This is a genomic window from Micromonospora kangleipakensis (genome assembly GCF_004217615.1).
Classification (GTDB): domain Bacteria; phylum Actinomycetota; class Actinomycetes; order Mycobacteriales; family Micromonosporaceae; genus Micromonospora; species Micromonospora kangleipakensis.
Genome location: NZ_SHLD01000001.1, coordinates 3,940,058 through 3,964,052, shown reverse-complemented (window position 1 = coordinate 3,964,052; position 23,995 = coordinate 3,940,058). Strand labels below are relative to the sequence as shown.

21 protein-coding genes and 1 pseudogene are annotated in these 23,995 nt (G+C 72.9%); 14 read left to right on the top strand and 8 right to left on the bottom strand.

The window, feature by feature from the left end; translation table 11 throughout:
* Nucleotides 1–41 precede the first annotated feature (41 nt).
* Genes ccsA through EV384_RS19040 form a run of 5 tightly spaced genes read left to right on the top strand, consistent with a single transcriptional unit; the run spans nucleotide 42 to nucleotide 4,599 of the window.
* A complete protein-coding gene (ccsA, locus tag EV384_RS19060) occupies nucleotides 42–800 on the top strand; it encodes a cytochrome c biogenesis protein CcsA (protein WP_207232368.1) in 759 nt (252 codons plus the stop codon).
* Entirely contained in the window at nucleotides 797–1,207 is a 411-nt protein-coding gene (locus EV384_RS19055; protein WP_130335210.1) for a cytochrome c maturation protein CcmE, read from the top strand. The genes ccsA and EV384_RS19055 overlap by 4 nt, the downstream gene beginning before the upstream one ends.
* Nucleotides 1,197–3,134, top strand: coding sequence for a heme lyase CcmF/NrfE family subunit (locus EV384_RS19050; protein ID WP_130335208.1), 1,938 nt, complete (start codon nucleotides 1,197–1,199; stop codon nucleotides 3,132–3,134). The genes EV384_RS19055 and EV384_RS19050 overlap by 11 nt, the downstream gene beginning before the upstream one ends.
* On the top strand, nucleotides 3,131–3,697 hold the full coding sequence (locus EV384_RS19045; RefSeq protein ID WP_130335206.1) for a TlpA family protein disulfide reductase: 567 nt from the start codon (nucleotides 3,131–3,133) through the stop codon (nucleotides 3,695–3,697). Before EV384_RS19050 ends, EV384_RS19045 begins: the two co-directional genes overlap by 4 nt.
* Nucleotides 3,694–4,599 carry a cytochrome c-type biogenesis protein CcmH gene (locus tag EV384_RS19040; RefSeq protein ID WP_130335204.1) on the top strand — a complete coding sequence of 302 codons (906 nt, stop codon included), beginning with the start codon at nucleotides 3,694–3,696 and terminating at the stop codon, nucleotides 4,597–4,599. The genes EV384_RS19045 and EV384_RS19040 overlap by 4 nt, the downstream gene beginning before the upstream one ends.
* A 102-nt stretch (nucleotides 4,600–4,701) precedes the next feature.
* Here EV384_RS19040 and EV384_RS19035 read toward each other — a convergent pair whose 3' ends face one another.
* On the bottom strand, nucleotides 4,702–4,884 hold the full coding sequence (locus EV384_RS19035) for a hypothetical protein (protein WP_130335202.1): 183 nt from the start codon (nucleotides 4,882–4,884) through the stop codon (nucleotides 4,702–4,704).
* A 202-nt stretch (nucleotides 4,885–5,086) separates the two neighbouring features.
* Between EV384_RS19035 and EV384_RS19030 the strand changes: the two genes are divergently transcribed.
* Nucleotides 5,087–5,518 carry a TIGR03668 family PPOX class F420-dependent oxidoreductase gene (locus EV384_RS19030; protein ID WP_130335200.1) on the top strand — a complete coding sequence of 144 codons (432 nt, stop codon included), beginning with the start codon at nucleotides 5,087–5,089 and terminating at the stop codon, nucleotides 5,516–5,518.
* Nucleotides 5,519–5,556: 38 nt separating this feature from the next.
* On the opposite strand, the gene EV384_RS19025 is transcribed toward EV384_RS19030, so the two are convergent.
* Nucleotides 5,557–6,468, bottom strand: a complete 912-nt coding sequence (locus EV384_RS19025; protein ID WP_130335198.1) for a TIGR03619 family F420-dependent LLM class oxidoreductase — start codon at nucleotides 6,466–6,468, stop codon at nucleotides 5,557–5,559.
* Between the two features lie 105 nt (nucleotides 6,469–6,573).
* Nucleotides 6,574–8,406 (bottom strand): AMP-dependent synthetase/ligase, encoded by a 1,833-nt coding sequence (locus tag EV384_RS19020; RefSeq protein ID WP_242624499.1) that lies wholly within the window; start codon nucleotides 8,404–8,406, stop codon nucleotides 6,574–6,576.
* 259 nt (nucleotides 8,407–8,665) lie between these two features.
* Here EV384_RS19020 and EV384_RS19015 point away from each other — a divergent pair, with 259 nt between their 5' ends.
* From EV384_RS19015 to EV384_RS18995, 5 genes are all read left to right on the top strand, one after another.
* Nucleotides 8,666–9,697: an ABC transporter ATP-binding protein gene (locus EV384_RS19015; protein ID WP_130335196.1), complete on the top strand. Its 1,032-nt coding sequence runs from the start codon at nucleotides 8,666–8,668 to the stop codon at nucleotides 9,695–9,697.
* A 40-nt stretch (nucleotides 9,698–9,737) separates the two neighbouring features.
* Entirely contained in the window at nucleotides 9,738–10,937 is a 1,200-nt protein-coding gene (locus EV384_RS19010) for an ABC transporter substrate-binding protein (protein ID WP_130335194.1), read from the top strand.
* Nucleotides 10,938–10,942: 5 nt separating this feature from the next.
* Complete coding sequence (locus EV384_RS19005) at nucleotides 10,943–11,863, top strand: ABC transporter permease (protein WP_242624154.1); 921 nt, start codon at nucleotides 10,943–10,945, stop codon at nucleotides 11,861–11,863.
* Nucleotides 11,860–12,672, top strand: a complete 813-nt coding sequence (locus tag EV384_RS19000) for an ABC transporter permease (protein WP_130335192.1) — start codon at nucleotides 11,860–11,862, stop codon at nucleotides 12,670–12,672. Before EV384_RS19005 ends, EV384_RS19000 begins: the two co-directional genes overlap by 4 nt.
* A 315-nt stretch (nucleotides 12,673–12,987) precedes the next feature.
* Nucleotides 12,988–14,064, top strand: a complete 1,077-nt coding sequence (locus tag EV384_RS18995) for a GGDEF domain-containing protein (protein WP_165439978.1) — start codon at nucleotides 12,988–12,990, stop codon at nucleotides 14,062–14,064.
* 72 nt (nucleotides 14,065–14,136) lie between these two features.
* Here the strand turns inward: EV384_RS18995 and EV384_RS18990 are convergent, their stop codons facing one another.
* Together EV384_RS18990 and deoC are read right to left on the bottom strand one after the other, a co-directional pair.
* Nucleotides 14,137–15,429 (bottom strand): exo-beta-N-acetylmuramidase NamZ family protein, encoded by a 1,293-nt coding sequence (locus EV384_RS18990; protein WP_130335188.1) that lies wholly within the window; start codon nucleotides 15,427–15,429, stop codon nucleotides 14,137–14,139.
* A 79-nt stretch (nucleotides 15,430–15,508) separates the two neighbouring features.
* A complete protein-coding gene (gene deoC, locus EV384_RS18985; protein WP_242624153.1) occupies nucleotides 15,509–16,153 on the bottom strand; it encodes a deoxyribose-phosphate aldolase in 645 nt (214 codons plus the stop codon).
* A 32-nt stretch (nucleotides 16,154–16,185) separates the two neighbouring features.
* On the opposite strand from deoC, the pseudogene EV384_RS36760 reads away from it, so the two are divergent.
* Nucleotides 16,186–16,338: pseudogene (locus tag EV384_RS36760) on the top strand (UTRA domain-containing protein); the annotation flags it as partial.
* Nucleotides 16,339–16,534: 196 nt separating this feature from the next.
* Nucleotides 16,535–17,866 carry a low temperature requirement protein A gene (locus tag EV384_RS18975; RefSeq protein ID WP_130335184.1) on the top strand — a complete coding sequence of 444 codons (1,332 nt, stop codon included), beginning with the start codon at nucleotides 16,535–16,537 and terminating at the stop codon, nucleotides 17,864–17,866.
* A 46-nt stretch (nucleotides 17,867–17,912) separates the two neighbouring features.
* Here the strand turns inward: EV384_RS18975 and EV384_RS18970 are convergent, their stop codons facing one another.
* Nucleotides 17,913–18,986, bottom strand: a complete 1,074-nt coding sequence (locus EV384_RS18970) for a DUF4037 domain-containing protein (RefSeq protein ID WP_130335182.1) — start codon at nucleotides 18,984–18,986, stop codon at nucleotides 17,913–17,915.
* Between the two features lie 114 nt (nucleotides 18,987–19,100).
* Between EV384_RS18970 and EV384_RS18965 the strand changes: the two genes are divergently transcribed.
* On the top strand, nucleotides 19,101–20,021 hold the full coding sequence (locus tag EV384_RS18965; RefSeq protein ID WP_130335180.1) for a 5'-3' exonuclease: 921 nt from the start codon (nucleotides 19,101–19,103) through the stop codon (nucleotides 20,019–20,021).
* Nucleotides 20,022–20,077: 56 nt separating this feature from the next.
* On the opposite strand, the gene EV384_RS18960 is transcribed toward EV384_RS18965, so the two are convergent.
* Both EV384_RS18960 and EV384_RS18955 read right to left on the bottom strand, forming a co-directional pair.
* Nucleotides 20,078–20,965: an MHYT domain-containing protein gene (locus EV384_RS18960; protein WP_130335178.1), complete on the bottom strand. Its 888-nt coding sequence runs from the start codon at nucleotides 20,963–20,965 to the stop codon at nucleotides 20,078–20,080.
* Nucleotides 20,966–21,129: 164 nt separating this feature from the next.
* Nucleotides 21,130–23,931, bottom strand: a complete 2,802-nt coding sequence (locus EV384_RS18955; RefSeq protein WP_130335176.1) for a DEAD/DEAH box helicase — start codon at nucleotides 23,929–23,931, stop codon at nucleotides 21,130–21,132.
* Nucleotides 23,932–23,995: the final 64 nt, after the last annotated feature.

Here is a 23,995-nt window from a genome sequence, read left to right as displayed (position 1 = left end):
CGAACCCATCCGGCAAGCGCCCGGGCGCGGACAGGGAGATCATGCGAGCCTCCACGGTGGACCTCGTCGCGGACACCGCCAGAGCGGCCGCCGGTCGCCGGACGATGGCCTGGACCGCCGGGGGGCTCGCCGCGGCGGCGACCGTGGCGGGCGGCTGGCTCGCCCCGCCCGACGCGGTCCAGGGCCCGGCGCAGCGACTGATGTACCTGCACGTCCCCGCCGCGTGGGTCGCCTACGCCGCGTTCGCCGTCGTGCTCGCCGCCAGCGGCGCTTACCTCATCGGCGGCGATCTGCGCTGGGACCGGTTCGCCCGGGCCGGTGCCGAGATCGGGGTGGCGCTGACCGCCGTCGCCATCGCCACCGGATCCGTCTGGGGGCAGCTGGTCTGGGGCACCTGGTGGGCGTGGGATCCACGGCTGGTCAGCACCGCGCTGCTGCTGCTCGCGTACGCCGGCTATCTGGCCCTGCGCCGCGCGGTGAGCGACCGGACCGACGCGCGCGACGGGGACGACCACCGGGTGGCGCGCCCGGCGGCACTGGTCGGCATGGCGGGGTTCCTGCTCGTTCCGGTGGTGCACTTCTCCGTCGTCTGGTGGCGGTCGCTGCACCAGCAGGCGACCGTGTTCGCCCCGCAGCGTCCACCGATCGACTCCCGGATGGCTCTCGCCCTGCTGCTCGCCGTGGCCGCCGCGACGCTCGCCGCGCTCTGCGTCCTGCTGCACCGGGTCGTCCGGCTGGAGCGCCGGCTCGCCGCCGGCACCCCCCGCACGGCCGACCGCGTCCCGGCCCGGGTCGGATGAACCGCCGCCGCACCGGCCGGACCGCCGTCGTCGTCGTGCTCCTCGCCGCCGGCGCGCTGCTGGTGACCAGCGGGCTGCGCGGCACCCTCACCTACTACCGCACCCCCGGTGAGGTGCTGCGCGACCCGGACGCGGCCCGGGAGCGGGTGCGCCTCGGCGGGGACGTGGTGCCCGGGTCGCTGCGCCGCGACGGCGACCTGGTGGTGTTCCGCCTCGCCGAGGGGGGCCAGGCGATCACCGTCGAGCAGCGCGGCGCGCCGCCGGGGACGTTCCGGGAGGGCGAGGGGGCGGTCGTCGAGGGCACCCTGTCGGCGGACGGGACGTTCCGCTCCGACCACGTCGTGGTCCGGCACGGCAACGAGTACCGGGCGTCCACCTCTCCGGTGGAGCCGGTCGATGCTCGGTGAGCTCGGCACGTCGAGCCTCACGGTCGGGCTGCTCTGCGCCACGCTGACCGCCCTGCTCTGGCTGCGGGTGGCCCTGTTCGGCACGCCCACCCGACCGGCCCGGCTCGCGACCGCCGCGACCCTGACCACCGCCGCCGTCGCCTGCGGCGTGCTGGAGGCGGCCCTGCTCCGGCACGACTTCAGCGTCCGGTACGTGGCGGAGAACGGCGGACGCCAGGTACCGCTGTACTACACCGTGACCAGTCTCTGGTCCGCGCTGGACGGGTCGTTGCTGCTCTGGCTGCTGGTCCTCGGCGGGTACGCGGTCCTGCTCGCCGGTCGGCGGTACCCGGCCCGGCTGCAGGCGTACGCGATGGTGGTCGTCAGCGCGGTGACCGTGTTCTTCTTCGCGCTGTCCTGCTTCGCCGCGAACCCGTTCCGCGCGGTGGATCCGGTGCCGGCCGACGGTCCCGGGCCCAACCCGCTGCTGCAGCAGCACCCGGCGATGGGGGTGCACCCGCCCCTGCTCTACGCCGGCTACATCGGGCTGGTCGTGCCGTTCGCCTTCGCGCTCGCCGCGCCGCTGGCCGGGCGGGAGGGACGCGGCTGGCTGCGGGTGGCCCGGCCCTGGACACTGGTCGCCTGGGCGGCGCTGACCGCCGGCATCGGGCTCGGCGCCTGGTGGTCGTACGCGGTGCTGGGCTGGGGCGGCTACTGGGCGTGGGACCCGGTGGAGAACGCCTCCCTGCTGCCCTGGCTGACCACCACCGCGTTCCTGCACACCGCCCTCGGTCCGGGGGCCCGCCGTGCCGGGTGGAACCTGGTGCTGGCCTGCGCGAGCTTCGTGCTGGTGCTGCTCGGCACCTTCCTCACCCGGTCCGGTGCGGTGGCCAGCGTGCACGCCTTCACCGACTCGCCGCTGGGCCCCATGCTGCTCGGCTTCGTGCTGCTGGCGGTCGTCGCGTCGACGATCCTGACCGGGTGGCGGCCCCCCGAGCCGGCCGGCCGCACCGCGTCGCCGGTGCTGCTGTCCCGGAGCACCGCCGTCCTCGTCAACGGCGTGCTCCTGGTGACGATCGCGGCGGTGGTGCTGATCGGCACGATCTTCCCGCTGCTGTCCGGCCCGCTCGGCGGCGTCCGCACCTCGGTCGGCCCGGACTACTACCACCGCACCGCGGTGCCACTGGCCATCGTGGTGCTGTTGGCGATGGGGGTGACGCCGGCACTGCGGGGCCACGACCGGACCCGGGCGCTGCGGCGTCTCGCCGTACCGGGTGCCGTGGCGCTGGCCACGGTCGCCGTGGTGGGTCTGCTCAGCCGGCCCGGCCTGCCCGCGCTCACCGCCTTCGGCACCGCCGCGTTCGTGCTCACCGGCCTGGCCGGGGAGCTGCCGGACCGGTTCCGCCGGTCGGGCCGGGGCCGGCTCGCCGGACTGGTCGCGCACGCCGGGATCGCCCTGGTCGCGGTGGGCGTCGCCGGGTCCTCGGCGTACGGCCGGGACGCCGAACGGACCGTCCGGACCGGCGAGACGCTGCGGGTGGCTGACGTGAGCATCCGCCTGGTCGGGGTGGACCGGCGGGGCGACAGCGGCGGCATGACGGTGCGGGCCCGGCTCCGGCTCTCCGAATCCGGCGAGGCGGAGCGGACGGTCACCCCGGTCCTGCGCTACCACCCGGCCCGGGACACCGTCGTCACGCTGCCGGCGATCGACACCGGGCTGCTCCGGGACACCTACGTCACCCTGATCGCGGTCTCCCCCGACGACGGCAGCGCCACGCTGCGGCTCGCGGTCAACCCGCTCGTCGGCCTGCTCTGGGCCGGCGGCGCCCTGACGGCCGCGGGGGGACTCGGGTCGGCGATCGCCACGGCCCGCCCGCGACGGGTCGGGACGCCACGCGACCGGGCCCGGCCGGCCTCCGGCGCCGTCCGCGCCGGAGCCGCCGGATGATCCGCCCCGCCGGGCGGCGGCCACGACGGGTACCTCTCTGGCCGCCGCTGGTCCTGGCGGTCACCGTCGCCGTCGGCGTGGTCGTGGCCCTCGGCCTGCCATCGGGGTCGACGTCGCCGGGCAGCGACGCCGGGACAGCAGGGCCGCCGGTCCCGGCTCCGGCACTCTCCGGCCCCACGTTGGATGGTGGCCGGTTCGACCTGGCCGACGCCCACGGCCACGTGCTGCTGGTCAACGTCTTCGCCTCCTGGTGCGGGCCGTGCCGGGACGAGTTGCCGCTGCTGGTCGAGGCCGGGCGGCGCTGGTCCCCGCAGGGGCTGCGGCTGGTCGGGCTGAACGTCCGGGACGGCAGCGAAGCCGTCCGCGCGCTGCTGGACGAGACGGGCGCGGCCGGGCTGACCGTGCTGCCGGACCCGGACGGCACCCGGGCGGTCGACTGGGGCGTCCGTGGCGTGCCGGAGACCTTCGTGGTGGACCGGGACGGCCGGATCGTCGACCGGCAGCGGGGTGTGGTCACCCGGCAGTGGCTGGAGCAGCGGGTGGCGCCGCTGCTGGCCGGATGAGGTGGCGGCCGGCCGCGGGGACGCTCGTCCTCGTGGCCCTGCTCGCCGCGGCCGCCGCGGGTCTGGCCCGGTCGGCCGCCGGCCCCGGCCAGGACGACCCGGTCCGCTCGGTCACCGCCGATCTGCGCTGCCCGGCGTGCCAGGGCGAGTCGGTGGCGGACTCCCGCTCCCCGATGGCGGCGGCGATGCGGCAGGCGGTGGCGGACCAGGTGGCCCAGGGGCGCAGCCGCGACGAGGTCCGGCGCTGGTTCGTCCAACGCTACGGCCCGGACGTGCTGGCCGACCCGCCGGCCCGCGGCGTGGAGCTGCTGCTCTGGGCGGTACCCGCGCTGACCCTGCTGGCCGTCGGCTACGCGGCCCGACGCACGCTGCGTCCCCGGCCACGACGGACCGCCGACCGGGCGGCGGCGCCACCGGCCGTCGGGCCGGCACCGGGCGGCGCGGCCCGGTGGGCCTGGCGGTGGTCCGCGCTCGGGCTGATCACCGTCGTGGTGTCGGTGGCCGTCGCCGCCCGCGGCCTCGACCGGCCCGGGCCCGACCCGACGCCGGCGGATCCGGTCACGGTGGCGGTCGGGCTGGCGCGCGACCTGGAGGCGCAGGACCGGTACGACGCCGCCGCGCAGATGTACCGGGAGGCGCTGCGCGACCGGCCCGACGACACGATCCGGCTGCGACTCGCCTTCGCCCTCCTCCGGGCAGGAGACGCGGCCGGCGCGGGACAGGCCGCGCAGGAGGTGCTGAGTCACACCCCGGACTCCCCAGACGGCCTGCTCGTGCTGGGCCTCGCCCAGCGGCGTACCCGCCCCGCCGAGGCGCCGCGCACCCTGCGACGCTTCCTGACCATCGCGCCGGAACACCCGGCCGCCCCGGAGATCACCCGGCTGCTGACCTCCCACCCTTGAAATAACCGTGGGCGGTGCGCCGGAGGGCGGACGCCCGGACCTGCCGGTCCGTCCGGGCGCCCCCCCCGGACCGGGCATGCCAATCGCGCCGGGAGGCGGACGTCAGGCCCGGCGTCGTGACCGTGCCACCAGGAAGCCGATGATCAGGCCGGCCGCCACGGTCACCAGGGCCCGCCCGGAGATCGCCGAGCGGAGCTGGCTCAGTCCCTTGCGCGGATCGACAACCGTACCGGCCACGTTGCCGGCCGCGCCGACGAGCATGTCACCCAGTCGACCACTGTCCATCGCCGTACCGCCCTCCGTGTCCCTATGCCAGGTCGGCCGTACCCGTCGGCACCTGGTCCAAACGGACGGGAGGTCCCGCACGGCCGCGGGCCACTCGTCGCTGTCAGCGTTGCGCGGGTGGGCGTTGGCGGACCGGTATCCGGTCCGCGCGGGTCCCCCGGATGCGGGCACTTCCCCGGCGGGGTTCCACTACGTTGGGCCTGTGCCCGCCAACGACCTCCGGCACCGGGTCCGGTCGGCCCGGCTGGCCCGGCTGGCCACCGTCGACGCGGACGGTCGTCCACACCTGGTGCCGGTGTGCTTCGTCCTGCTCGGTGACGTCGTCTACCACGCCGTCGACGAAAAGCCCAAGCGCCACCGGCGGCTACGCCGGTTGGAGAACATCCGGGAAACGGGCCACGCCTGCCTGCTCATCGACGAATACCACGAAGACTGGTCGAAGCTGTGGTGGATACGGCTGGACGGGCACGGGCGGCTGGTCGACGACCCGGCGGAGGACGCCGCGGTCCGCGCGGCACTGGCCGCGAAGTATCCACAGTACGTCGAGCAGCCGCCTGGCCGGCCGGTCGTCGCCGTCACGGTGAGCCACTGGTCGGCGTGGTCGGCGGAAGGAGCGGTCGACCCGGCCGGGTGACCGCCCGGGCGCACCGCCCGATCCCCGAGGCCCAGCGGTCAGCGGGTCGGAGCGAGGGCGTCGAGCACCTCGTCCGCCCGGCGTAGCGACGCCTGCCGGTCAGCACGGGGTGAGCCGATCTCCGGATCGAAGTTGAGGTCCACGAACAGTTCGGTGACACCGGCCGCGGCGAGTCTGCCAAGGTCCGACCGGATCTGCTCGAGGCTGCCCGTGAGCGGCTCGCGGTCGGCCGGGCCGGGGTCGCGTACCCGGACGGCGCCGCGGCACACGAATCGCAACGAGCCGGGATCGCGGCCGGCGCCGGCCGCGGCGGCCTTGACGATCGCGATCGCCTCGCCGATGCCCTTCAGGTCGGCCTGACTGCCACTGACCCAGCCATCGGCGAGCCGACCCGCCCGGCGCAGCGCCGCGGGCGCGTGGCCGCCGAGCAGGATCGGCGGGTGTGGTCGCTGCACCGGCTTCGGCTCCATCCGCGTGGGCGGGATCTGGTAGAACTCGCCGCGATGCGCTACGACGTCGTCCTGCCAGCAGGCGCGGAGAACGGCGAGGAACTCGGCGGCCCGCGGGCCCCGCCGGTGCCTGCTCGCACCTGTCGCCTGATACTCCTCATCCGACCAACCCAGACCGAGTCCGACGTCCAGCCGTCCGCCGGAGAGAATGTCGAGGGTCCCGGTCTGCTTCGCCAACACCACCGGTGAGAGAAACGGCAGGTTGAGCACCGCCACCCCGAGCCGGATCCGCGCGGTGTGGGCGGCGAGGAAGGCCAGCGTGATCAGCGGGTCCTGGACGCTGTGATACGTCTCGCTCCACCCGAGATCGGCGGGCACCAGCAGGCGCTGAAAGGTCCACAGTGAGTGGTACCCGAGCTGCTCGGCGCGGCGGGCGACGTGGACCATGTTCTCCGGCGTGGCCCACGAGCCGGAGACCGGCGGGGCGAATCCAACCTCCACGCCGGCACCGTATCCAGTTCCGCGCCGGCCTGACGCGACAACCGGCATTCTCCTGTCATCGCCGCTTCGGGCCGATGTCCGAGAGATGTCTCCAGGGCAGGTCGGTCAGTGGCCGCGGTAGAGAGCGTCGATATCGTCGGCGTAGCGTTCCCGCACCGCCTCCCGTTTGATCTTCAGGGTGGGGGTGAGCTCGCCGTCGGCTTCGGTGAAGTCCCGCGGCAGGATGCGGAAGGTCTTGATCTGTTCCGCCTTGGACACCGTCTCGTTGGCTCGGTCGACGGCGGTCTGGATCTCGCTGCGCAGCTCGGGACTGTCGCGCAGCTCAGCGACGGACTTCTCGGGCAGCTTCCGCGCGGCCCGCCAGTGCGGCCACACGTGTTCGTCGATGGTGACCAGCGCGGTGACATAGGGGCGGGCGTCGCCGACGAGCATGCACTGGCTTACGAGGGGATGCGCCCGGATCGTCTCCTCGATCGGCGCCGGGACGAGGTTCGTGCCCGCCGCCGTCACGATGATCTCTTTCTTCCGGCCGGTGATGCGCAGATACCCGTCGTCATCGAGACTGCCCAGGTCCCCGGTGCGCAGCCACCCGTCACCTGTGTACGCCGCCTGCGTGGCCTCGGGGTTGTTCCAGTAGCCAGGGGACACCACCGGGCCGTACGCGAGGACCTCCCCGTCGTCGGCGATGCGGATCTGCACGCCGGGCAGCGGACGTCCAACGGTGCCGATCCGCATCGCCGAGGGCAGGTTCGCCGTCAAGGCCGGCGAGGTCTCGGTCAGCCCGTACCCTTCCAGCGCCGTCAGGCCGGCGCCGCGGAAGAAGTGCCCCAGCCGCTCCCCCAGCGGCGCCCCGCCGACGATCGCCATCCGGCACCGTCCGCCGAGGGCGTCGCGCAGTTTCCGGTACGCGACAACGTCGCACAGCGCGTGCGCCAGTCGTAGCAGAACTCCCGGACCTCGGCGGGTGTCCATGGCGCGGCTGTAGCGCACCGCCACCTGGTCCGCGAGGCTGAACAGCCATCCTCGGTGCGCGTCGTCAGCTCGCTGCCGCGCTCTGGTGTGCATCTTCTCGAACACCCGCGGCACGGCCAGGATGAACGTCGGGCGGAACCTGCGTAGCTGCTCCAGCACACCGGCCATTTCGGCGCTGTGCACCATCGTCGCGCGGGTGTGCACCATGCCGACCTGGATCAGCCGCGCGAACGCGTGCGCCAGCGGCAGGAACAACACGGTCGACGCACCTGGGTGCAACAGTTCAGGCAACACGCCCGTCGCGGCGCTGACGTCGCATTGGATGTTGCGGTGCGTCAGCACGCAGCCCTTCGGCCGCCCGGTGGTGCCGCTGGTGTACACGATGGTCGCCACATCCCCGCCCGACACCGCCCGCCGGCGGACGTCGACCTGCGCGTCGTCGATCACGCGGCCGTCCCCCGCCAGGGCGATCAGGTCACCGCCGTCGATCTGCCACACCCGGCCCAGCGCCGGCAGGTCATCGCGCAGACCGGCGAGCGTCGCGGCGTGTCCGGCGGTCTCCACCACACACCCCACCGCACCCGAATCAGCCAGGATCCATTGGAGCTGCTCCGCGCTCGAGGTGTCGTAGATCGGGACGGTGACCGCGCCGATCGACAACAGGGCGTAGTCGACGAGGGTCCACTCGTAGCGGGTGCGGCTCATCAGTCCCACCCGGTCGCCGTGACTCACGCCGGCGGCGACGAAGCCGCGCGCAAGGGTGAGCACGTCGTCGCGGAACTGCAGACAGGTCACCGGCAGCGCACCGCCGCGCGCGGACCGCTGCGCGGGCCACGACCGGGGAACCGGATCCGGACGCAGGAACTGCACCGCATCGGGATCTTCCCGGGCGTTGTCCCACACCTTGTCGCCCAGTCCGGCCACGTCGGTGTCGATGGCCTCAGGTTCGACCGCCATATCGCGCACGTCCACTCCCCGTCCTGGCCACAGCCGATCCGGAGGCCTACCGGGGCGGCCTCGCGGCCATCATGGCCCGGCCGACGGCTCAGGCGGCGGTGAACGGCAAAAGCTGTCGAGGTGCGGGTCCTCTTCGGTCGGCATGCCAACGATCCGGCAACAACTATTGACTACGGTATCCGTTGCAGTTCTATCCTCCGACGGAAGAATTCGTAGCCACTGGCCGCTCGGGTCACCATGATCCGTAGAAGAGTTGGAGCCTGTCGCCGTGTCGGAACCCGCGATCCGCCTGACCGGTCTGCGCAAGTCGTTCGATGCCGTGGAGGCCGTCGCCGGCATTGACCTGGACATCGCCGACGGCGAGTTCTTCTCCATGCTCGGGCCGTCCGGTTCGGGCAAGACGACCGTGCTGCGGATGATCGCCGGATTCGAGCTGCCGACCGCCGGCACCGTCACGCTCGCCGGTCGCGACGTCACCCGGCTCGCCCCGTTCGACCGGGACGTCAACACCGTCTTCCAGGACTACGCCCTCTTCCCGCACATGACCGTCCAGCAGAACGTCGAGTACGGCCTGCGGGTGCGCAAGGTGGCACGCGCCGAGCGCCGGGAGCGCGCGGCGGCGGCGCTGCGGACGGTCCGCCTCGACGGGTACGGCGAGCGCCGGCCCAACGCGCTCTCCGGCGGCCAGCGCCAGCGCGTGGCGCTGGCCCGCGCCCTGGTCAACCGTCCGGCCGTGCTGCTGCTCGACGAACCGTTCGGCGCGCTGGACCTGAAGCTGCGCGAGGAGATGCAGGTCGAGTTGAAGGCCATCCAGCGTGAGGTCGGCATCACCTTCGTCTTCGTCACGCACGACCAGCAGGAGGCGCTGACGATGAGCGACCGGGTGGCGGTGTTCAACCAGGGCCGGATCGAGCAGGTCGACACGCCGGCCGAGGTGTACGAGCGCCCGGGCACCCCGTTCGTCGCCGGCTTCGTGGGCACCTCCAACCTGTTCGAGGGTGGAACCGCCCGCGCCGTGCTCGGCCGCGACGGCGTGTTCTCCGTGCGTCCGGAGAAGATCCGCCTCGGCGGCGCGCCCGCGTCCGCCGAGGAGATCAGCGCGGCGGGCCAGGTCGTCGAGGTGATCTACGCCGGAGCGGCGACCCGCTTCGTGGTCGACCTCGACGCCGGGGCGCGCGTGGTCGCGATGCAGCAGAACCAGCAGACCTCCCCCGCCGACGTGGCGGCGCTGCGCGGCAAACCGATCCGGCTGACCTGGCGGGCCGAGCACGTCGTCGCGGTTCCCGCGAACTCCCGTTGACACCACCCGACCCCCGTCGGCAACCAGAAGGAGAGCGTAGATGCGCACCACCCGAGTCTTCACCGCGCTCGCCGCGGCCGGCCTGCTCGCGCTGGCCGGATGCGGCGACGGCGGCGGCGCCACCGGCGGCTCCGGCCCCGGCGGCATCAAACCGCCCAAGATCGACAAACTGGCGTCGCTCGGCGCCGGGGAGGGCCAGGTCAACATCGTCGCCTGGGCCGGGTACGTCGAGAACGGCTCCACGGACCCGAAGGTCGACTGGGTCACCGGCTTCGAGAAGGAGACCGGCTGCAAGGTCAACGTGAAGGTCGCCGGCACCTCCGACGAGATGGTGACGCTGATGAAGACCGGCGACTACGACGTCGTCTCGGCCTCCGGCGACGCCTCGCTGCGCCTGATCTACGGCGGTGAGGTCGCCCCGGTCAACACCGACCTGATCGCCAACTACAAGGACGTCTTCGACGGCCTGAAGCTCAAGCAGTGGAACTCGGTCGACGGGGTGGCGTACGGCATCCCGCACGGCCGCGGCGCGAACGTGCTGATGTACCGCACCGACAAGGTCACCCCGGCGCCGACGTCCTGGAGCGCGGTGTTCGACGCGAACTCGCCGTACCAGGGCAAGGTGACGGCGTACGACTCGCCGATCTACATCGCCGACGCGGCGCTCTACCTGATGAAGCACCAGCCGGAGCTGGGCATCAAGAACCCGTACGCGCTGGACGACAAGCAGTTCGCCGCCGCCGTGGACCTGCTCAAGAAGCAGAACGAGCTGATCGGTGAGTACTGGTCGGACTACACCAAGGAGGTGCAGGCCTTCAAGTCCGGCAACTCGGTCGTCGGCACCGCGTGGCAGGTCATCGTCAACCTGGCCAAGGCCGACGGCGCCCCCGTCGAGGCGGTCCTGCCCGAGGAGGGCGCGACCGGCTGGTCCGACACCTGGATGGTCTCCGCCAAGGCCAAGCACCCGAACTGCGGCTACCTCTGGATGAACCACATCATCGCCCCGGCGGCGAACGCCGCGGTGGCGGAGTGGTTCGGCGAGGCCCCGGCGAACAAGCTCGCCTGCGACCAGACGGCCGACAAGAACCACTGCACCACGTTCCACGCCGCCGACGAGGCGTACTTCGACAAGGTCTGGTTCTGGAGCACCCCCGTGGAGCAGTGCCTCGACGGCCGCACCGACGTCAAGTGCAAGGACTACGCGGCCTGGACCCAGGCCTGGACCACGATCAAGGGCTGAGACAGGTGACCGCTCTCTCCACCCTGGACCGGCCGGCGGGCGAGGACAGCATCCCCGCCCGCGGGCCGGTCCGCCGGCTCTCCTCCTGGCTGCACCGACACCGCGGCGCACGCCTCGCCGGGCTGCTCTCGGCGCCACTGCTCTGGCTGCTCGTGGCGTACCTCGGCTCGCTGGCGGTGCTCTTCGTCTCCGCGTTGTGGACGGTCAACAGCTTCACCGGCGACCTGGTGCGCGAGCCGACGTTCGCGAACTTCCGCACCATCCTGACCGAAGCGGTCTACCGCACCGTCACCCTGCGCAGCCTCGGCGTCGCCGCCGCGGTCACCGTCATCGACGTGCTCATCGCGCTGCCGATGGCGTTCTTCATGGCGAAGGTCGCCTCCCCGCGCAGCCGCCGGTTGCTGGTCATCGCGATCCTCACCCCACTGTGGGCGAGCTACCTGGTCAAGGCGTACGCCTGGCGGGTGATGCTCGCCAACGGCGGCCCGGTGGACTGGCTCTTCGGGGGTGCCGGCAACGGCCCCGGGTACGGGCTGGTCGCGACCGTTCTCGTGCTGAGCTACCTGTGGCTGCCGTACATGATCCTGCCCATCTACGCCGGGCTGGAGCGGCTGCCGGATTCGCTGCTGGAGGCGTCGGCGGACCTCGGTGCCCGGGGCGGGCGCACCGTCCGCTCGGTGGTGCTGCCGATGATCGTGCCGTCGGTGATCGCCGGCTCGATCTTCACGTTCTCCCTGTCCCTCGGCGACTACATCACCGTGCAGATCGTGGGCGGCAAGACGCAGCTCATCGGCAATCTGGTGTACGCCAACATCGGCGCGGCCAACAACCTGCCGTTCTCGGCGGCGCTCGCCACGATCCCCGTACTCATCATGGTCGGCTATCTGGTCGCGGTGCGCCGGTCCGGCGCGTTGGAGGAGCTGTGACGCTGTCACGCGGAGCGCGCTGGCTGCTGCGCGGAGCCATGGCGGTGGGCCTGGCCTTCGTCTACGTGCCGCTGGCCATCGTGCTGATCAATTCGTTCAACGCCGATCGCACCTTCGCCTGGCCGCCGCCGCGCTGGACCACCGACTGGTGGCTGCGGGCGTGGGAGAACGCGGGGGCCCGCGAGGCGTTGTGGACCTCGACGAAGGCGGGCCTCGGCGCGACGGCCGTCGCGCTGCTGCTCGGCACGCTGGTCGCGTTCGCGGTGCAGCGCTACCGGTTCTTCGGACGCGACGCCGTGTCGCTGCTCGTGGTGCTGCCGATCGCGCTGCCCGGCATCGTCACGGGGATCGCGCTGGACACCGCCTTCCGCTCGCTGATCGAGCCGCTCGGGGTCGGCAAGGGGCTGTTCTCGGTGATCGTCGGGCACGCGACGTTCTGCGTCGTGGTGGTCTACAACAACGTGCTGGCCCGGCTGCGCCGGCTCGGGGGCAACCTGGAGGAGGCGAGCGCGGACCTCGGCGCGGACACCTTCCAGACGTTCCGCTACGTGACGTTCCCGCTGCTGCGCTCGGCGCTGTTCGCCGGCGGGCTGCTGGCCTTCGCGCTCTCCTTCGACGAGATCATCGTGACGACCTTCACGGCCGGGCCGGGCGTCCAGACCCTGCCCATCTGGATCTTCAACAACCTCTTCCGACCCAACCAGGCGCCGGTCATCAACGTCGTCGCGGCGGTGCTGATCGTGCTCTCGATCGTGCCCATCTACCTCGCCCAGCGCGTCTCCGACACCGCCGCCGGTGGTCGCCTCTGACCCGCGCGCACCCGCTCCCACGGGGGCGTCCATGCCGAGCTCTCGGGTAGCGGGACACCGCAGCTTCCGCCGCCGACTCCGCGGTAAGTAGCTCGCCGGTTGCGTACCGCTACGGCGAGACGCACGACGTCGCCGTGAGCCATGGTGGGCGTACGCAGCGCAAACGCACCGCCGCCGAGGTGTTGACGTGACCTGATGCACATCGTTCAATGTCGGAATGGTGGGATGCGTCGAAGCGGCCTCGACACGTACCACGGTCACGGTCACTTCGATCGATTCCATTGTCACGTCATCGGGAGCCATCGTCAGGTTGCCGTGGGTGCGGTGGACAACCGGGTGACCGAGCGCCGGCGAAGGATGCTGCTCAGCGCAGCGCTGCACGTCGTCTCGCACGGGATCGCGGTCAGCTACTGCCTCATGACGTGGCACCAGCCACACCGGTCCCTCATGCTGGCGGCCTACGGCTTCGGAATGGCGTCCGGAATCGTGGGCCTGTGGGCCGCGAGGACAGTGACCACGAAGACCTCGGGGTACCGCGTCTCGTTCACGATCCTGCTGATCACGCTCGCCGTGGCGGCGCTCGGCGCGTACTGGGACGGCGGCGCCGCCTCACCGGCCGCCGTGGGTTTCGTGACCACGGCCGTGTTCGTTGCCAGCCACACCCCACACCTGCGGCTGATGATGGGGCTGGCGACGCTCACCGTCGGGTCCTACCTCGCCGTGGCCGCCACCGGACGACCGGTGCCCCCCGGTCACGTCTTCATCTACGTCGCGGCCATGGTGGTGCTGATCTCGGTGTGCTCCGCGCAGGCGCGGATACTGGCGCGGCAGCGATCCCAGCTCCGTTCGCTCGCAGAGCTCGACCCGCTCACCGGCGCCCTCAACCGGCGCGGCCTGGCCGAGTTCACCAGGCACCTGTTCCGGAACGGCTGTCGCCCCGGCCCGTCCCTGCTCTGTCTGGATCTCGACGACTTCAAGCTGGTCAACGACCGCCTCGGCCATGCCGCCGGCGACCGGCTGCTACAGCGGACGGTGGCGGCGACCCGTGAAGTGCTGCGCGCCGGGGACGCCATCGCCCGTATCGGCGGTGACGAGTTCGTCGTCGTGCTGGTCGACGCGGACGACGTCACGGCGCGGACGGTGCTGACCCGGATCGACGCGGCGGTGCGCCCGCATGCCCGCGCCAGCATCGGCTCGGCCACCGCTCCGCAGGACGGCGACACGCTCGATGCCCTGATGCAGGTGGCCGACCAGCGCCTCTATCGCATGAAACAGGAGCACCGGCCGGCCGGCGCCCCGCCCCGGGAAGACCGCCACGGCCTGCTGTCCAGCCGCTCGGACGCGCTCGGCGTGCGGGCGGCCGGTCAACGGCCGGGGTGGTCGCCCGGGTAGTCCCGCGAACCCGTACGAGGATCGGCGCCGCGGCCGGGCGGGGCCTTCCGTCGCACCGCCCGGCCGTGGCGGTCAGTAGAGCAGGTAGGGCTGCCGCTGCCGGTCGAACGTGGCCAGCTCGTCGGCCCAGGCGCCGACCACGTCGGCCACGTCGGCGCCCGCGTCGATCATCGTGCGGAGGCGGGGCGAGCCGGTGAGCTTGTCGATCCAGTACGGCCGCAGGGTGTCCCACGCGTCCTGCCGCCAGGCGAACGCCGGGTACTTCCGCGCCTCCACCAGCATCGCGACCCCGGTACGGATCGGGTCGTACGCGCCCCGGTCCACGATCTTGACCTCGACGCCCGCGCAGGGCTTGTTGAGCAGCGCCGGCTTCTGCCCGGCCGCGGTCGGCGAAAAGTACGCCTCCCGGAACTGCACCCCCGGCAGGTTCCGGGCGTTGAGCCGGTCACCCCAGTGGTAGTCAAAGTCCGTCGCCAGGCCACCGATCAGCTCGAACGGGCGGCAGGTGCCCCGCCCCTCGGTGATCGACGCGACCCCCTCGAAGAGACAGGTGCCCGGGTAGACGAGAGCGGTGTCCGTGGTCGGCATGTTCGGGCTGGGCATCACCCAGGGCAGATCGGTGTCGGCGGCGAGCCTGTCCCGCTTCCAGTGCCGGCACCGCACCACGTCCAACTCGACCGGCAGGCCCGCCTCGGCCGGCAGGAATTCGGCGTTGAAGAAGCGCGCCAGTTCGCCGACGGTCATGCCGTGCTGCTGCACGATCTCCTTGAGCCCGACCCCGGAGGTGTAGCCGGCGGTCATCATCGGGCCGTACGCCCGGCCGCCGACCGGGTTCGGCCGATCGAGCACGACGTACCGCTTGCCGACCCGCGCGGCGGCGACCATCGAGGTGTACATCGTCCAGATGTACGTGTAGAAACGCGCCCCCACGTCCTGGATGTCGAAGACCACCGTGTCCATTCCGGACTGCGTGAACATGGCCTCCCATTTGGCCTGCGAGGCGCCGTACGCGTCATAGACGGTGATGCCGGTCCGCGCGTCCGTGCCGGTGCCCTCGCTGCCGCCCGCCTGGGCCGAACCCCGGAAGCCGTGCTCGGGACCGAACGCCGCGACCACGTCCACCTGGCCCGAGCTGTGCATCAGATCGACCAGGTGCCGGTAGGCGGAGTCGACACCGGTCGGGTTGGAGATCACTCCCACCCGCTGCCCCCGCAGGTCGGCGAAGTCGGAGTGCACCAGCACGTCCAGGCCGGTCTCGACCCGGCGAATCCCGGGGTCGGCGCTGCCGGGCGAGCCAGTCACGGTCGTGGCGAGGGCGCCGGCGGTGACCGCCCCGGCGCCGGTGAGGAAGGTTCTGCGCTCCATCGCGTGCCTCCAAGCAGCTCAGCTCATCGAAACTTAGCTACATGCAGGTGGTCGGTCAAGGAAAGATACCTACGGGTGTTCAGTAGTCACCGGTGCTCGCCACGGCCTCGGCAGCGGGCCGGCCGTGCTCCTGCCGATGGGCGAGGTCGTCGAGGATGGCGGCGGTGGCGGTCGCACCGAACCGGGTGACGCCGATGGCGGCCATCGCGCGGAGGGTGTCGAGGGTGCGGACACCGCCGGCGGCCTTGACCTGGATGGCTGGTGACACCGCGGAGCGCATGAGAGCCAGATCCTCCATCGTGGCGCCCCCGGGCGCGAAGCCGGTCGAGGTCTTGACGAAGTGGGCGCCCGCTCGCTCCACCGCCCGGCAGCCGGCGACGATCTGTTCGCCGGTCAGGTAGGCGTTCTCGAGGATCACCTTCACGGTCGCGCGGTCAGCGGCTGCCACGACGGCGCGGATGTCCGCCTCGACCTCGCCCAATTTCCCGGACCGGAGCCAGCCGATGTTGATCACCATGTCGACCTCTGCGGCCCCCTGGCTGACGGCGAACGCGGTCTCCGCGGCCTTGATCCGGGTGGTCGTGCTGCCGTGCGGGAAGCCGGCCACCGTGCCGACGAGCACGTCGGTTCCCCGCAAAAGGTCCACCGCGAGGTCGACGTCGCCGGGCCGGACGCAGACTAATGCGACGTCGTAGCGGGCGGCGAGCGCGCAACCCTCGCGCACGTCGTCTCCGGTGAGTTCGGGCGCAGCAGGGAATGGTCGGGTCGCTGCACGAAGCAGTGACCGCGCTCGGCCGTACTCCGACGAGAGGGATGGCGACGCTGGCCGCCCGGCCGGCCACTCGGGACGACGCGCAGCTGCTCGGCGTCCCCGTGGGCTCGGCGTTGCTGGTCGAGCAGCGCGTCATCCTCGACGACCGGGACGAGCCCCTGGAGCTGACGGAGTCGCGGTACGCGGGCGAGCGATACAGCTTGAACGTGTCCTTCGGCGTCGAACGCCGCGCTGACCCGAAGCGGTCACGGCATCGGACCCGTAGACCGCGCTGCCCGGCCGCCCCAGGCCGATTCCGACCCGCGACGGGCCAGCCGCTGCCAGACTCGACCGGTGGGCGGCGACCGGTGGACCGGTCGGCTGGGGCCTGCCATCCCGGTCGCCCCAGCCGCGCGGGTGGACAAGTTCGAGGTGTTCTTCGACCTCGTCTTCGTCGTGTCGTTCTTCATCATCACCCGGGCCACCGCCGCCAACGTCAGCGGGCGGCAGCTGCTGCACGCGATGCTGGTGCTGGCCGTGCTCTGGTGGTGCTGGGTGGTGCACAGCGTGGTCGCCAGCCAGCTCCGCCTCGGCGAGGGCTTCGTCCCGGTGCTGATGGTGGTCGGCATGATGGCGCTGTTCACCTTCGCCCTGGCGCTGCCACAGACCTTCGGCAGCCTGCACCAGGGCTCGGCCGGACCCATCCTGGTCACGATCAGCTACGTGGTGGTCCGCGCCGTGCACCTGGCGCTGTACGTGCACGCGACGCGGGGCAGGCCGGACGCCCGCCGCAAGCTGCTCCATTTCGTGCCGGAGATCGTGATCACCACCCTCCTGCTGCTGATCGCGGCGCTCCTGCCACCGAAGATCGAGGATCCCGACCTCGGACTGTGGCTCCGCGACGGCCTGTGGATCGCCGTCGTCGTCCTGCAGTACGGCAGCGGGCTGACGGGCGGCACCAAGGGTTGGACGGTCACCTCCGCCGAACACTGGACGGAACGGTACGACCTGATCCTCATCATCGCGCTGGGTGAGTCCGTGATCTCGGTCGGGGTCGGTGGCAACCTGATCGGCCAACCGGTGACCTGGCCGGCGGTCCCGGCGGCCATGCTGGGGATCCTGTTCACCGCGGCGCTGTGGTGGGCGCACTTCGACATGATCGGGCCAGCCGCCCGGATCGCGCTGCACGCCGCACAGGGCGGCCCACGGGTGGCGATGGCCCGCGACGCCTACGCCTACCTCTACCTGCCGATGATCGCCGGAGTCGTCCTGTTCGCCATCGGCGCCGAGGAGCTCCTGCGTACGATCACCGACCCGGCGGGTGGGGTGGCCGAGCGGGCGCACGGCCCGGCCGTCCCGATGCTGTTCGGCGGGGTGATGGTCTACCTGGCCGCCGACGTGGCATTCCAGCTGCGCACCCTGCACACCGTCACGTGGACCCGGGTCGGCGCGCTCCTCGCGCTGGCGGCCGGGCTCCCCGTCGGTCGACGCCTGCCCGCGCTCGGCGCGCTCGGGCTGCTGACCGCCATCTGCGTCGCGCTCGTCGCCATCGAGGTGGTGGTACTGGCGGACTCCCGACGCGCCCTGCGCACAGCGGTGTTCGAAGAGCGGACCGAACACGAGGCCAGCGAGGCCGCCTGGCGCGCCCGCTGGCACGACGACGGCCCGCCGCAGCCGGCGGACTAATCCCCGGCACGCTCCGTAGTCGCCCGGGTTGCCCTGGCCCGCCCGGTCAGTCCGGCGGGATCGCCGCCACGATCCGGCGCACCCGCTGCGGATCGGTGAGGACGTCCACGTTGTCCAGGTACTGGTCGACGGTGCCCACCGGGGGCCGCGCGCGCAGCGCCGGGTCGCCGATCGCGGCACGCAGCGCGGCGGCGAACCGGCCGGCATCGAGTACCAGGAACGGCCGCCCGTGGAACTGCCGGGCCGTCGGGTCCACCGGCGGGGCCAGCCCCAGGTCGTTGGTCCAGCCGGCCACCGTCTCCAGCGCCCCGACCAGTCCGGCCTGCCGCTCGGACCAGCCGTCGGGGCCGAGCGCGCGGGTCAACGCGTCGACCACCGGGTCCGCCGGCGGCAGCCGGGCGAAGACGGTGCCGAGCCATTTCGCGTAGGGGGGCCAACGGCGGTGCAGCAGCAGACCGAGCCGCATCAGGTCCCGGGCCAGCCCGGCGGTCACCACCCGGCTGCCCAGCTCGTCGCCGACCTCGGCGCACCGGCCGGCCAGGTGCTCGGCCTGGCCGATCCGGGTCCAGGCGGCGGCCAGCACGTGCCGCCACACGTCGTCCGGGTACCAGGCCAGCCGGGCCCGGACGGCGGTGAGCGCCCCGTCGAGGCCGTCGTGGAAGACCGCGCCACCGGTCAGCTCGGCCAGCCGCTGGGTGGTCGTGGCGAGCCAGTCGTCCACCTCGACCCCGGTCCGCGGGTCGAAGCCGAGCCGGCCGCGCAGCCAGCCACCCAGCTCGTCCACGCTCACCCCGTGCCGGTCCCCGTCGGCGTCGACCACCCCGAGGCGGACGTCGGGGCCGCCGGCGAAGTGGGTCGGCCAGCCGAGGAACTCCGCCGGCAGCTCGCCGTCGAGGACCGCCCGGACGGGTCCCACCTCGTCCGGGGCGGCGACGAAGAGCTGGGTCCGCGGACCCCAGTCGTGGTCGGTGGAGCGCGTGGTGTCCAGGCCGAGCAGCTCGGACCCGCCGTCGAGCAGGCCGGCGGCATAGCGCAGCCCGGGCAGCCGCCGGGCCAGCAGCGGCGCCACCACCTCATCGTGGAACCGCCGGGCGAGCGCCAGCCCGGGTACGAACGTCATGCCGTCAGTCTCCCCGGCGGACGCGCCCACCACTCACCCCTCGGCCAACCGCGGACGCCCCGGCGAGGGATCGCCGTCCCCCACCTCGTCGTACGGCTGTGCCAGGCTGTCCGGGTGGCACAGCGACCCCCGATCCTGCTCATCGACTCCCCCAGCCTCTACTTCCGGGCCTACTTCGGCATTCCCGAGTCGGCCGCGAAGACCGAGGACGGCCAGCCGGTCAACGCCGTGCGCGGCTTCCTCGACATGCTCGCCCAGCTCGTCCGCACCCGCCGGCCGGACCGGATGGTCTGCGCGCTGGATTACGACTGGCGGCCGGCCTGGCGGGTGGCGCTGCTGCCGTCGTACAAGGCGCACCGGGTGGCGCCGGAGGGCGGCGAGGTGGTGCCGGACACCCTCTCCCCGCAGGTCCCGATGATCCTCGAGGTGCTGTCCGCGCTCGGCATCACCTTCGTCGGCGCCACCGGCTACGAGGCCGACGATGTGCTCGGCACGCTCTCGGTCACCCAGCCCGGCCCGGTGGAGGTGGTCTCCGGCGACCGGGACCTGTTCCAGCTCGTGGACGACGCCCGCCAGGTCCGGCTGCTCTACGTCGGGCGCGGGGTGGCCAAGCTGGAGGACTGCGACGACGCCGCGGTCCGCGCCCGGTACGGGGTCCCCGCCGACCGGTACGCGGACTTCGCGGCGCTGCGTGGTGACCCGAGCGACGGGCTGCCCGGGGTGCCCGGCGTGGGCGAGAAGACGGCCGCCCGGCTGATCGAACGGTACGGCGGGCTGCCCGGCATCCTCGCCGCCCTGGACGACGGGGACGCCGGCTTCGCGCCGGGGCTGCGGAACAAGCTGGCGGCGGCCCGGGACTACCTGGCGGTCGCGCCGAAGGTGGTGGAGGTGGCGCGGGACGTACCGCTGCCGAAGCTGCCCACCGCGCTGCCGACGGCGCCCGCGGACCCGGACGGGCTGCTGGAGCTGGCGCAGCGGTGGAACCTGGCCGGCTCGTGCCGGCGGCTCGTGGACGCGCTCGCCGCGCGTTCCTGATCAGACCCGACGAAGGGCGGCGTCCCGGTGACCGCCGCCCTCCACGCACACCCGTGTCAGCGGGGCGGGTTGCCCCGGCGGGACGGGAACGGCGTGCCGGGCTGGCCCAGGGTGGACCGGCCGCGCAGGCCGACCGGGTCCGGGGCGGGCTCGGGCGAGGCGACCGCCGTCCGCTCCGCGCCCCGCCGCGCGTCCAGGTACGCCGCTCCGGCGCGGTCGTCCTCGGTGGGCGCGGCGAGCAGCGCGTAGACCAACCCGACCACCCCGAAGATCACCGCGAGCACGATCGGCACCAACAGGCCGCTGACCTCGGTCCCGGCGAGTTGCCCGCGGCGCTCGTGCAGGTGCACCGAGAGCGCGCTCATCCCGGTGAAGTGCATCCCGTTGACCGCGATCCCCATCACCAGCGCGGAGGCGGCGATCGCCAGGCCGCGGCGGACGGTCATCGACAACCAGAGCGCCACCGTGGCCGCCACCACCGCGATGAGTACCGACAGGGCGACCCGGATGCGGTCGTAGCCGAGGGTGCCGTCCAGCCGCATCGCCGCCATGCCGGTGTAGTGCATCGCGGCCACGCCGAGGCCCGTGAAAAGGCCGCCGGCGACGAGCCGGAGCGCGTTGAGGCGGCCGGTGCCGACGATGGCCAGCCCGATGCCGACCGCCACGACGGCGATCCCGGTGCTGGCCGCGGTGATCGGTACGTCGTAGCGAATCCTCGTCCCGTCGACGGCGAAGCCGAGCATCGCCATGAAGTGCATGGCCCAGATTGCCGTGCCGCCGATGGCCCATGCGGCCAGCAGTCCCCACCACGTCCGCTGGCCGGCGCTGCGCGCGGCGCGGATCCGCCCGGCGCAGACCAGCCCGAGCGCCGAGCCCAGCACGGACAGGGCGTAACTGAGCGCGGGCGTGATCGACCCGTACTCGAAATGCTGGATGTGCGCCATCGCAGTCGTCCCCCCGTTGACTACCGTCGCGCGGCAAGGCTGCCCGAGCCATGATCGGGGAGGTGGATGAGCAGGCGCAATCGTACATCCGGGCGAATCCGGGTATCCGTCGCGGTGACGCTGCGATGCGTCGATGTCCGACGAGCGGCGCCCGAAAGGGATGATCAGGCGGCGGCGTGGTACGCCAGCACGCCCCGGTTGACGGCCGCGATGGCCTGGCGGGCGGTGGAGCGCAGCTCCGCCGCCGCGCCGCCGGAGTCGGCGAGCTGGCCGAGCAGGTCGACCACCTGCCGGGCCCAGCGCACGAAGTCGCCCGCGGGCATCTCGCCATCGATCTGGTGGCCACTGGCGAGCACCTTGGCGAGCGCCTCGCCCCGCGCCCAGCGGTAGATCGGCCAGGCGAAGCCGAGGTCCGGCTCGCGGGTGACCGCGAGGCCCCGGGCGGCCTCGTCCGCCTCGATCTCGCTCCACAGCTTGAGCGTCTCGTCGACCGCGTCGACGACCGCGCCGCGCGGCACCGAGGCCCGCTCGTCGACGTCCCGGCGGGCCTCGAAGACCACGACGGAGACGGCGGCCGCGAGCTCGGCCGGGGAGAGCCCGTCCCAGACCCCCCGGCGCAGGCACTCGGCGACCAGCAGGTCCGCCTCCGTCCAGATCCGGCCGAGCATCCGGCCCGCGTCGGTGACCCCTCCGTCGGCGGCGAGGTAGCCGCGGGCGGTGAGCAGCGCGACGATCCGGTCGAAGGTCCGCGCCAGCGAGCCGGTCCGGCCGGAGACCCGCTGCCGCAGCTCCTCGGTGTCGCGTTCGAGGCGGCGGCGCCGCTCGGCCCAGCGGGCGTGCTCCTCCCGCTCCGGGCAGCCGTGACACGGGTGCCGGCGCAGCTCGGTGCGGAGCTGGCTGAGCCGGTGGTCCTCGCCCTCGGCCTGCCGGGACCGCCCGCCCCGGCGACCGCCGTGCCGATCCAGCCCGGTGCCGCTGACCTCGGCGGCGAGATCCCGCCGGGCGGCCGGGGACCGGTGGTTGAAGTGCTTCGGCACCCGGATCCGGGCGAGCACCTCGGCCGGGGTGGTGAAGTCGCCGGGACTGACCCGGCCGGCCCACCGGTCCTGGGTGAGCACCAGCGGGCGCGGCTCGCCGAAGCCGCCGGTGGCGGGGTCGAGGACGACGGCCAGCCCGGCCCGCCGCCCGGACGGCACCCGGATCACGTCGCCGATCCGCAGCCGCTCCAGCGACGCGACGGCCGCCGCCTTGCGCTGGGTCTGGCCCTGCCGGGCGATGGCCCGCTCCCGGTCGGCGATCGCCACCCGCAGCGCGAAGTACTCGTCGAAGTCGCCGTGGTGGCAGGCCGCCTCGACGCCGTACGCCTCGATGGTCTCGGTGTTGCGCTGCACCTGCCGGGCCAGGCCGACCACCGAGCGGTCCGCCTGGAACTGCGCGAAGGACGACTCCAGCAGCGCCCGGGCCGGCTCCGCGCCGACGGTACCGACCAGGTTGACCGCCATGTTGTACGACGGCCGGAAGCTGGACCTCAGCGGGTACGTCCGGGTGGAGGCGAGCCCGGCGACGTGCCGGGGGTCGGTCTCCGGCGACCAGACCACCACGGCGTGCCCCTCGACGTCGATGCCGCGCCGGCCGGCCCGCCCGGTGAGCTGGGTGTACTCCCCCGGGGTGAGGTCGACGTGCGCCTCGCCGTTGAACTTGACCAGCCGTTCGAGGACGACGCAGCGGGCCGGCATGTTGATGCCCAGCGCCAGGGTCTCGGTGGCGAAGACCGCCTTGACCAGGCCGCGGACGAAGAGCTCCTCGACGACCTCCTTGAAGACGGGGAGCATGCCGGCGTGGTGGGCGGCCAGGCCGCGCTCCAGCCCGTCGAGCCACTCCCAGTAGCCGAGCACCGACAGGTCCTCGCCGGGGATGGCGGTGACCCGGGACTCGACCACCCGACGGATCTCGGCGCGCTCCTCCGGAGAGGTCAGCCGGAGCCCGGCGGCGAGGCACTGCTGCACGGCCGCGGCGCAGCCGGCCCGGCTGAAGATGAACAGGATCGCCGGGAGCAGGCCCTCCCGGTCGAGCCGGTCGACGATGTCGGGGCGCATCGGGCCGCGCCAGCGGGGGCCGCGGCGCCCGGCGCCGGGGCCGGCGCTGCGCCCCTCGCCGAGCTCCAGGCGGCGCACCGTGTCGCGGGTGTAGCGCAGCAGCTCCGGGTGCACGTCGTGCTTGCGGGCGGCGTCGGCGTCGTGGAACAGGTCGAACATCCGCTTACCGACCAGCATGTGCTGCCAGAGCGGCACCGGCCGGTGCTCGCTGACCACCACCGCGGTCTCGCCGCGCACGGTGACCAGCCAGTCGGCGAACTCCTCGGCGTTGGAGACCGTGGCGGAGAGGGAGACCAGGGTGACCGAGGCGGGCAGGTGGATGATCACCTCTTCCCAGACTCCGCCCCGGAACCGGTCGGCGAGGTAGTGCACCTCGTCCATCACCACGTAGGCCAGGCCCTCGAGGGTGGTCGAGCCGGCGTAGAGCATGTTGCGCAGCACCTCGGTGGTCATCACCACCACGGGCGCGTCGCCGTTGATCGCGTTGTCGCCGGTGAGCAGGCCGACCTGCTCGGCGCCGTAGCGGTCCACCAGGTCGTGGTACTTCTGGTTGGAGAGCGCCTTGATCGGCGTGGTGTAGAAGCATTTGCGCCGGGTGGTCGGCCCCTCGGCCGCCTCGGCCGCCGCCGGCTGCCCAGGCGTGCCACGCAGGGCCAGGTGTACGGCGAACTCGCCGACCACGGTCTTGCCCGCGCCCGTGGGAGCGCAGACCAGCACGCCGCTGCCCCGCTCCAGGGACTGGCACGCCTCCCGCTGGAAGTCGTCGAGGTCGAACCCGAGGTCTCGGGCGAACTCGTCCAGGGCCGGGAAGGCGAAGGCCTGCGCGGCCCGGCGGCGCGCCGCGGCGTACCGCTCAGCGGGGCTCGACATGCCTCCAAGATTAATCGGTACGACCGACCACCACCTGACAAGGCCGTCCGGCAGGACGGTCGGA

Excerpts from the sequence above, each read along its gene's own strand:
- ccsA (WP_207232368.1), top strand. The coding sequence starts at position 42 with ATGCGAGCCTCCACGGTGGACCTCGTCGCGGACACCGCCAGAGCGGCC.
- EV384_RS19055 (WP_130335210.1), top strand. The coding sequence starts at position 797 with ATGAACCGCCGCCGCACCGGCCGGACCGCCGTCGTCGTCGTGCTCCTC.
- EV384_RS19050 (WP_130335208.1), top strand. The coding sequence starts at position 1,197 with ATGCTCGGTGAGCTCGGCACGTCGAGCCTCACGGTCGGGCTGCTCTGC.
- EV384_RS19045 (WP_130335206.1), top strand. The coding sequence starts at position 3,131 with ATGATCCGCCCCGCCGGGCGGCGGCCACGACGGGTACCTCTCTGGCCG.
- EV384_RS19040 (WP_130335204.1), top strand. The coding sequence starts at position 3,694 with ATGAGGTGGCGGCCGGCCGCGGGGACGCTCGTCCTCGTGGCCCTGCTC.
- EV384_RS19035 (WP_130335202.1), bottom strand. The coding sequence starts at position 4,884 with ATGGACAGTGGTCGACTGGGTGACATGCTCGTCGGCGCGGCCGGCAAC.
- EV384_RS19010 (WP_130335194.1), top strand. The coding sequence starts at position 9,738 with ATGCGCACCACCCGAGTCTTCACCGCGCTCGCCGCGGCCGGCCTGCTC.
- EV384_RS18990 (WP_130335188.1), bottom strand. The coding sequence starts at position 15,429 with ATGGAGCGCAGAACCTTCCTCACCGGCGCCGGGGCGGTCACCGCCGGC.
- EV384_RS18970 (WP_130335182.1), bottom strand. The coding sequence starts at position 18,986 with ATGACGTTCGTACCCGGGCTGGCGCTCGCCCGGCGGTTCCACGATGAG.
- EV384_RS18960 (WP_130335178.1), bottom strand. The coding sequence starts at position 20,965 with ATGGCGCACATCCAGCATTTCGAGTACGGGTCGATCACGCCCGCGCTC.
- EV384_RS18955 (WP_130335176.1), bottom strand. The coding sequence starts at position 23,931 with ATGTCGAGCCCCGCTGAGCGGTACGCCGCGGCGCGCCGCCGGGCCGCG.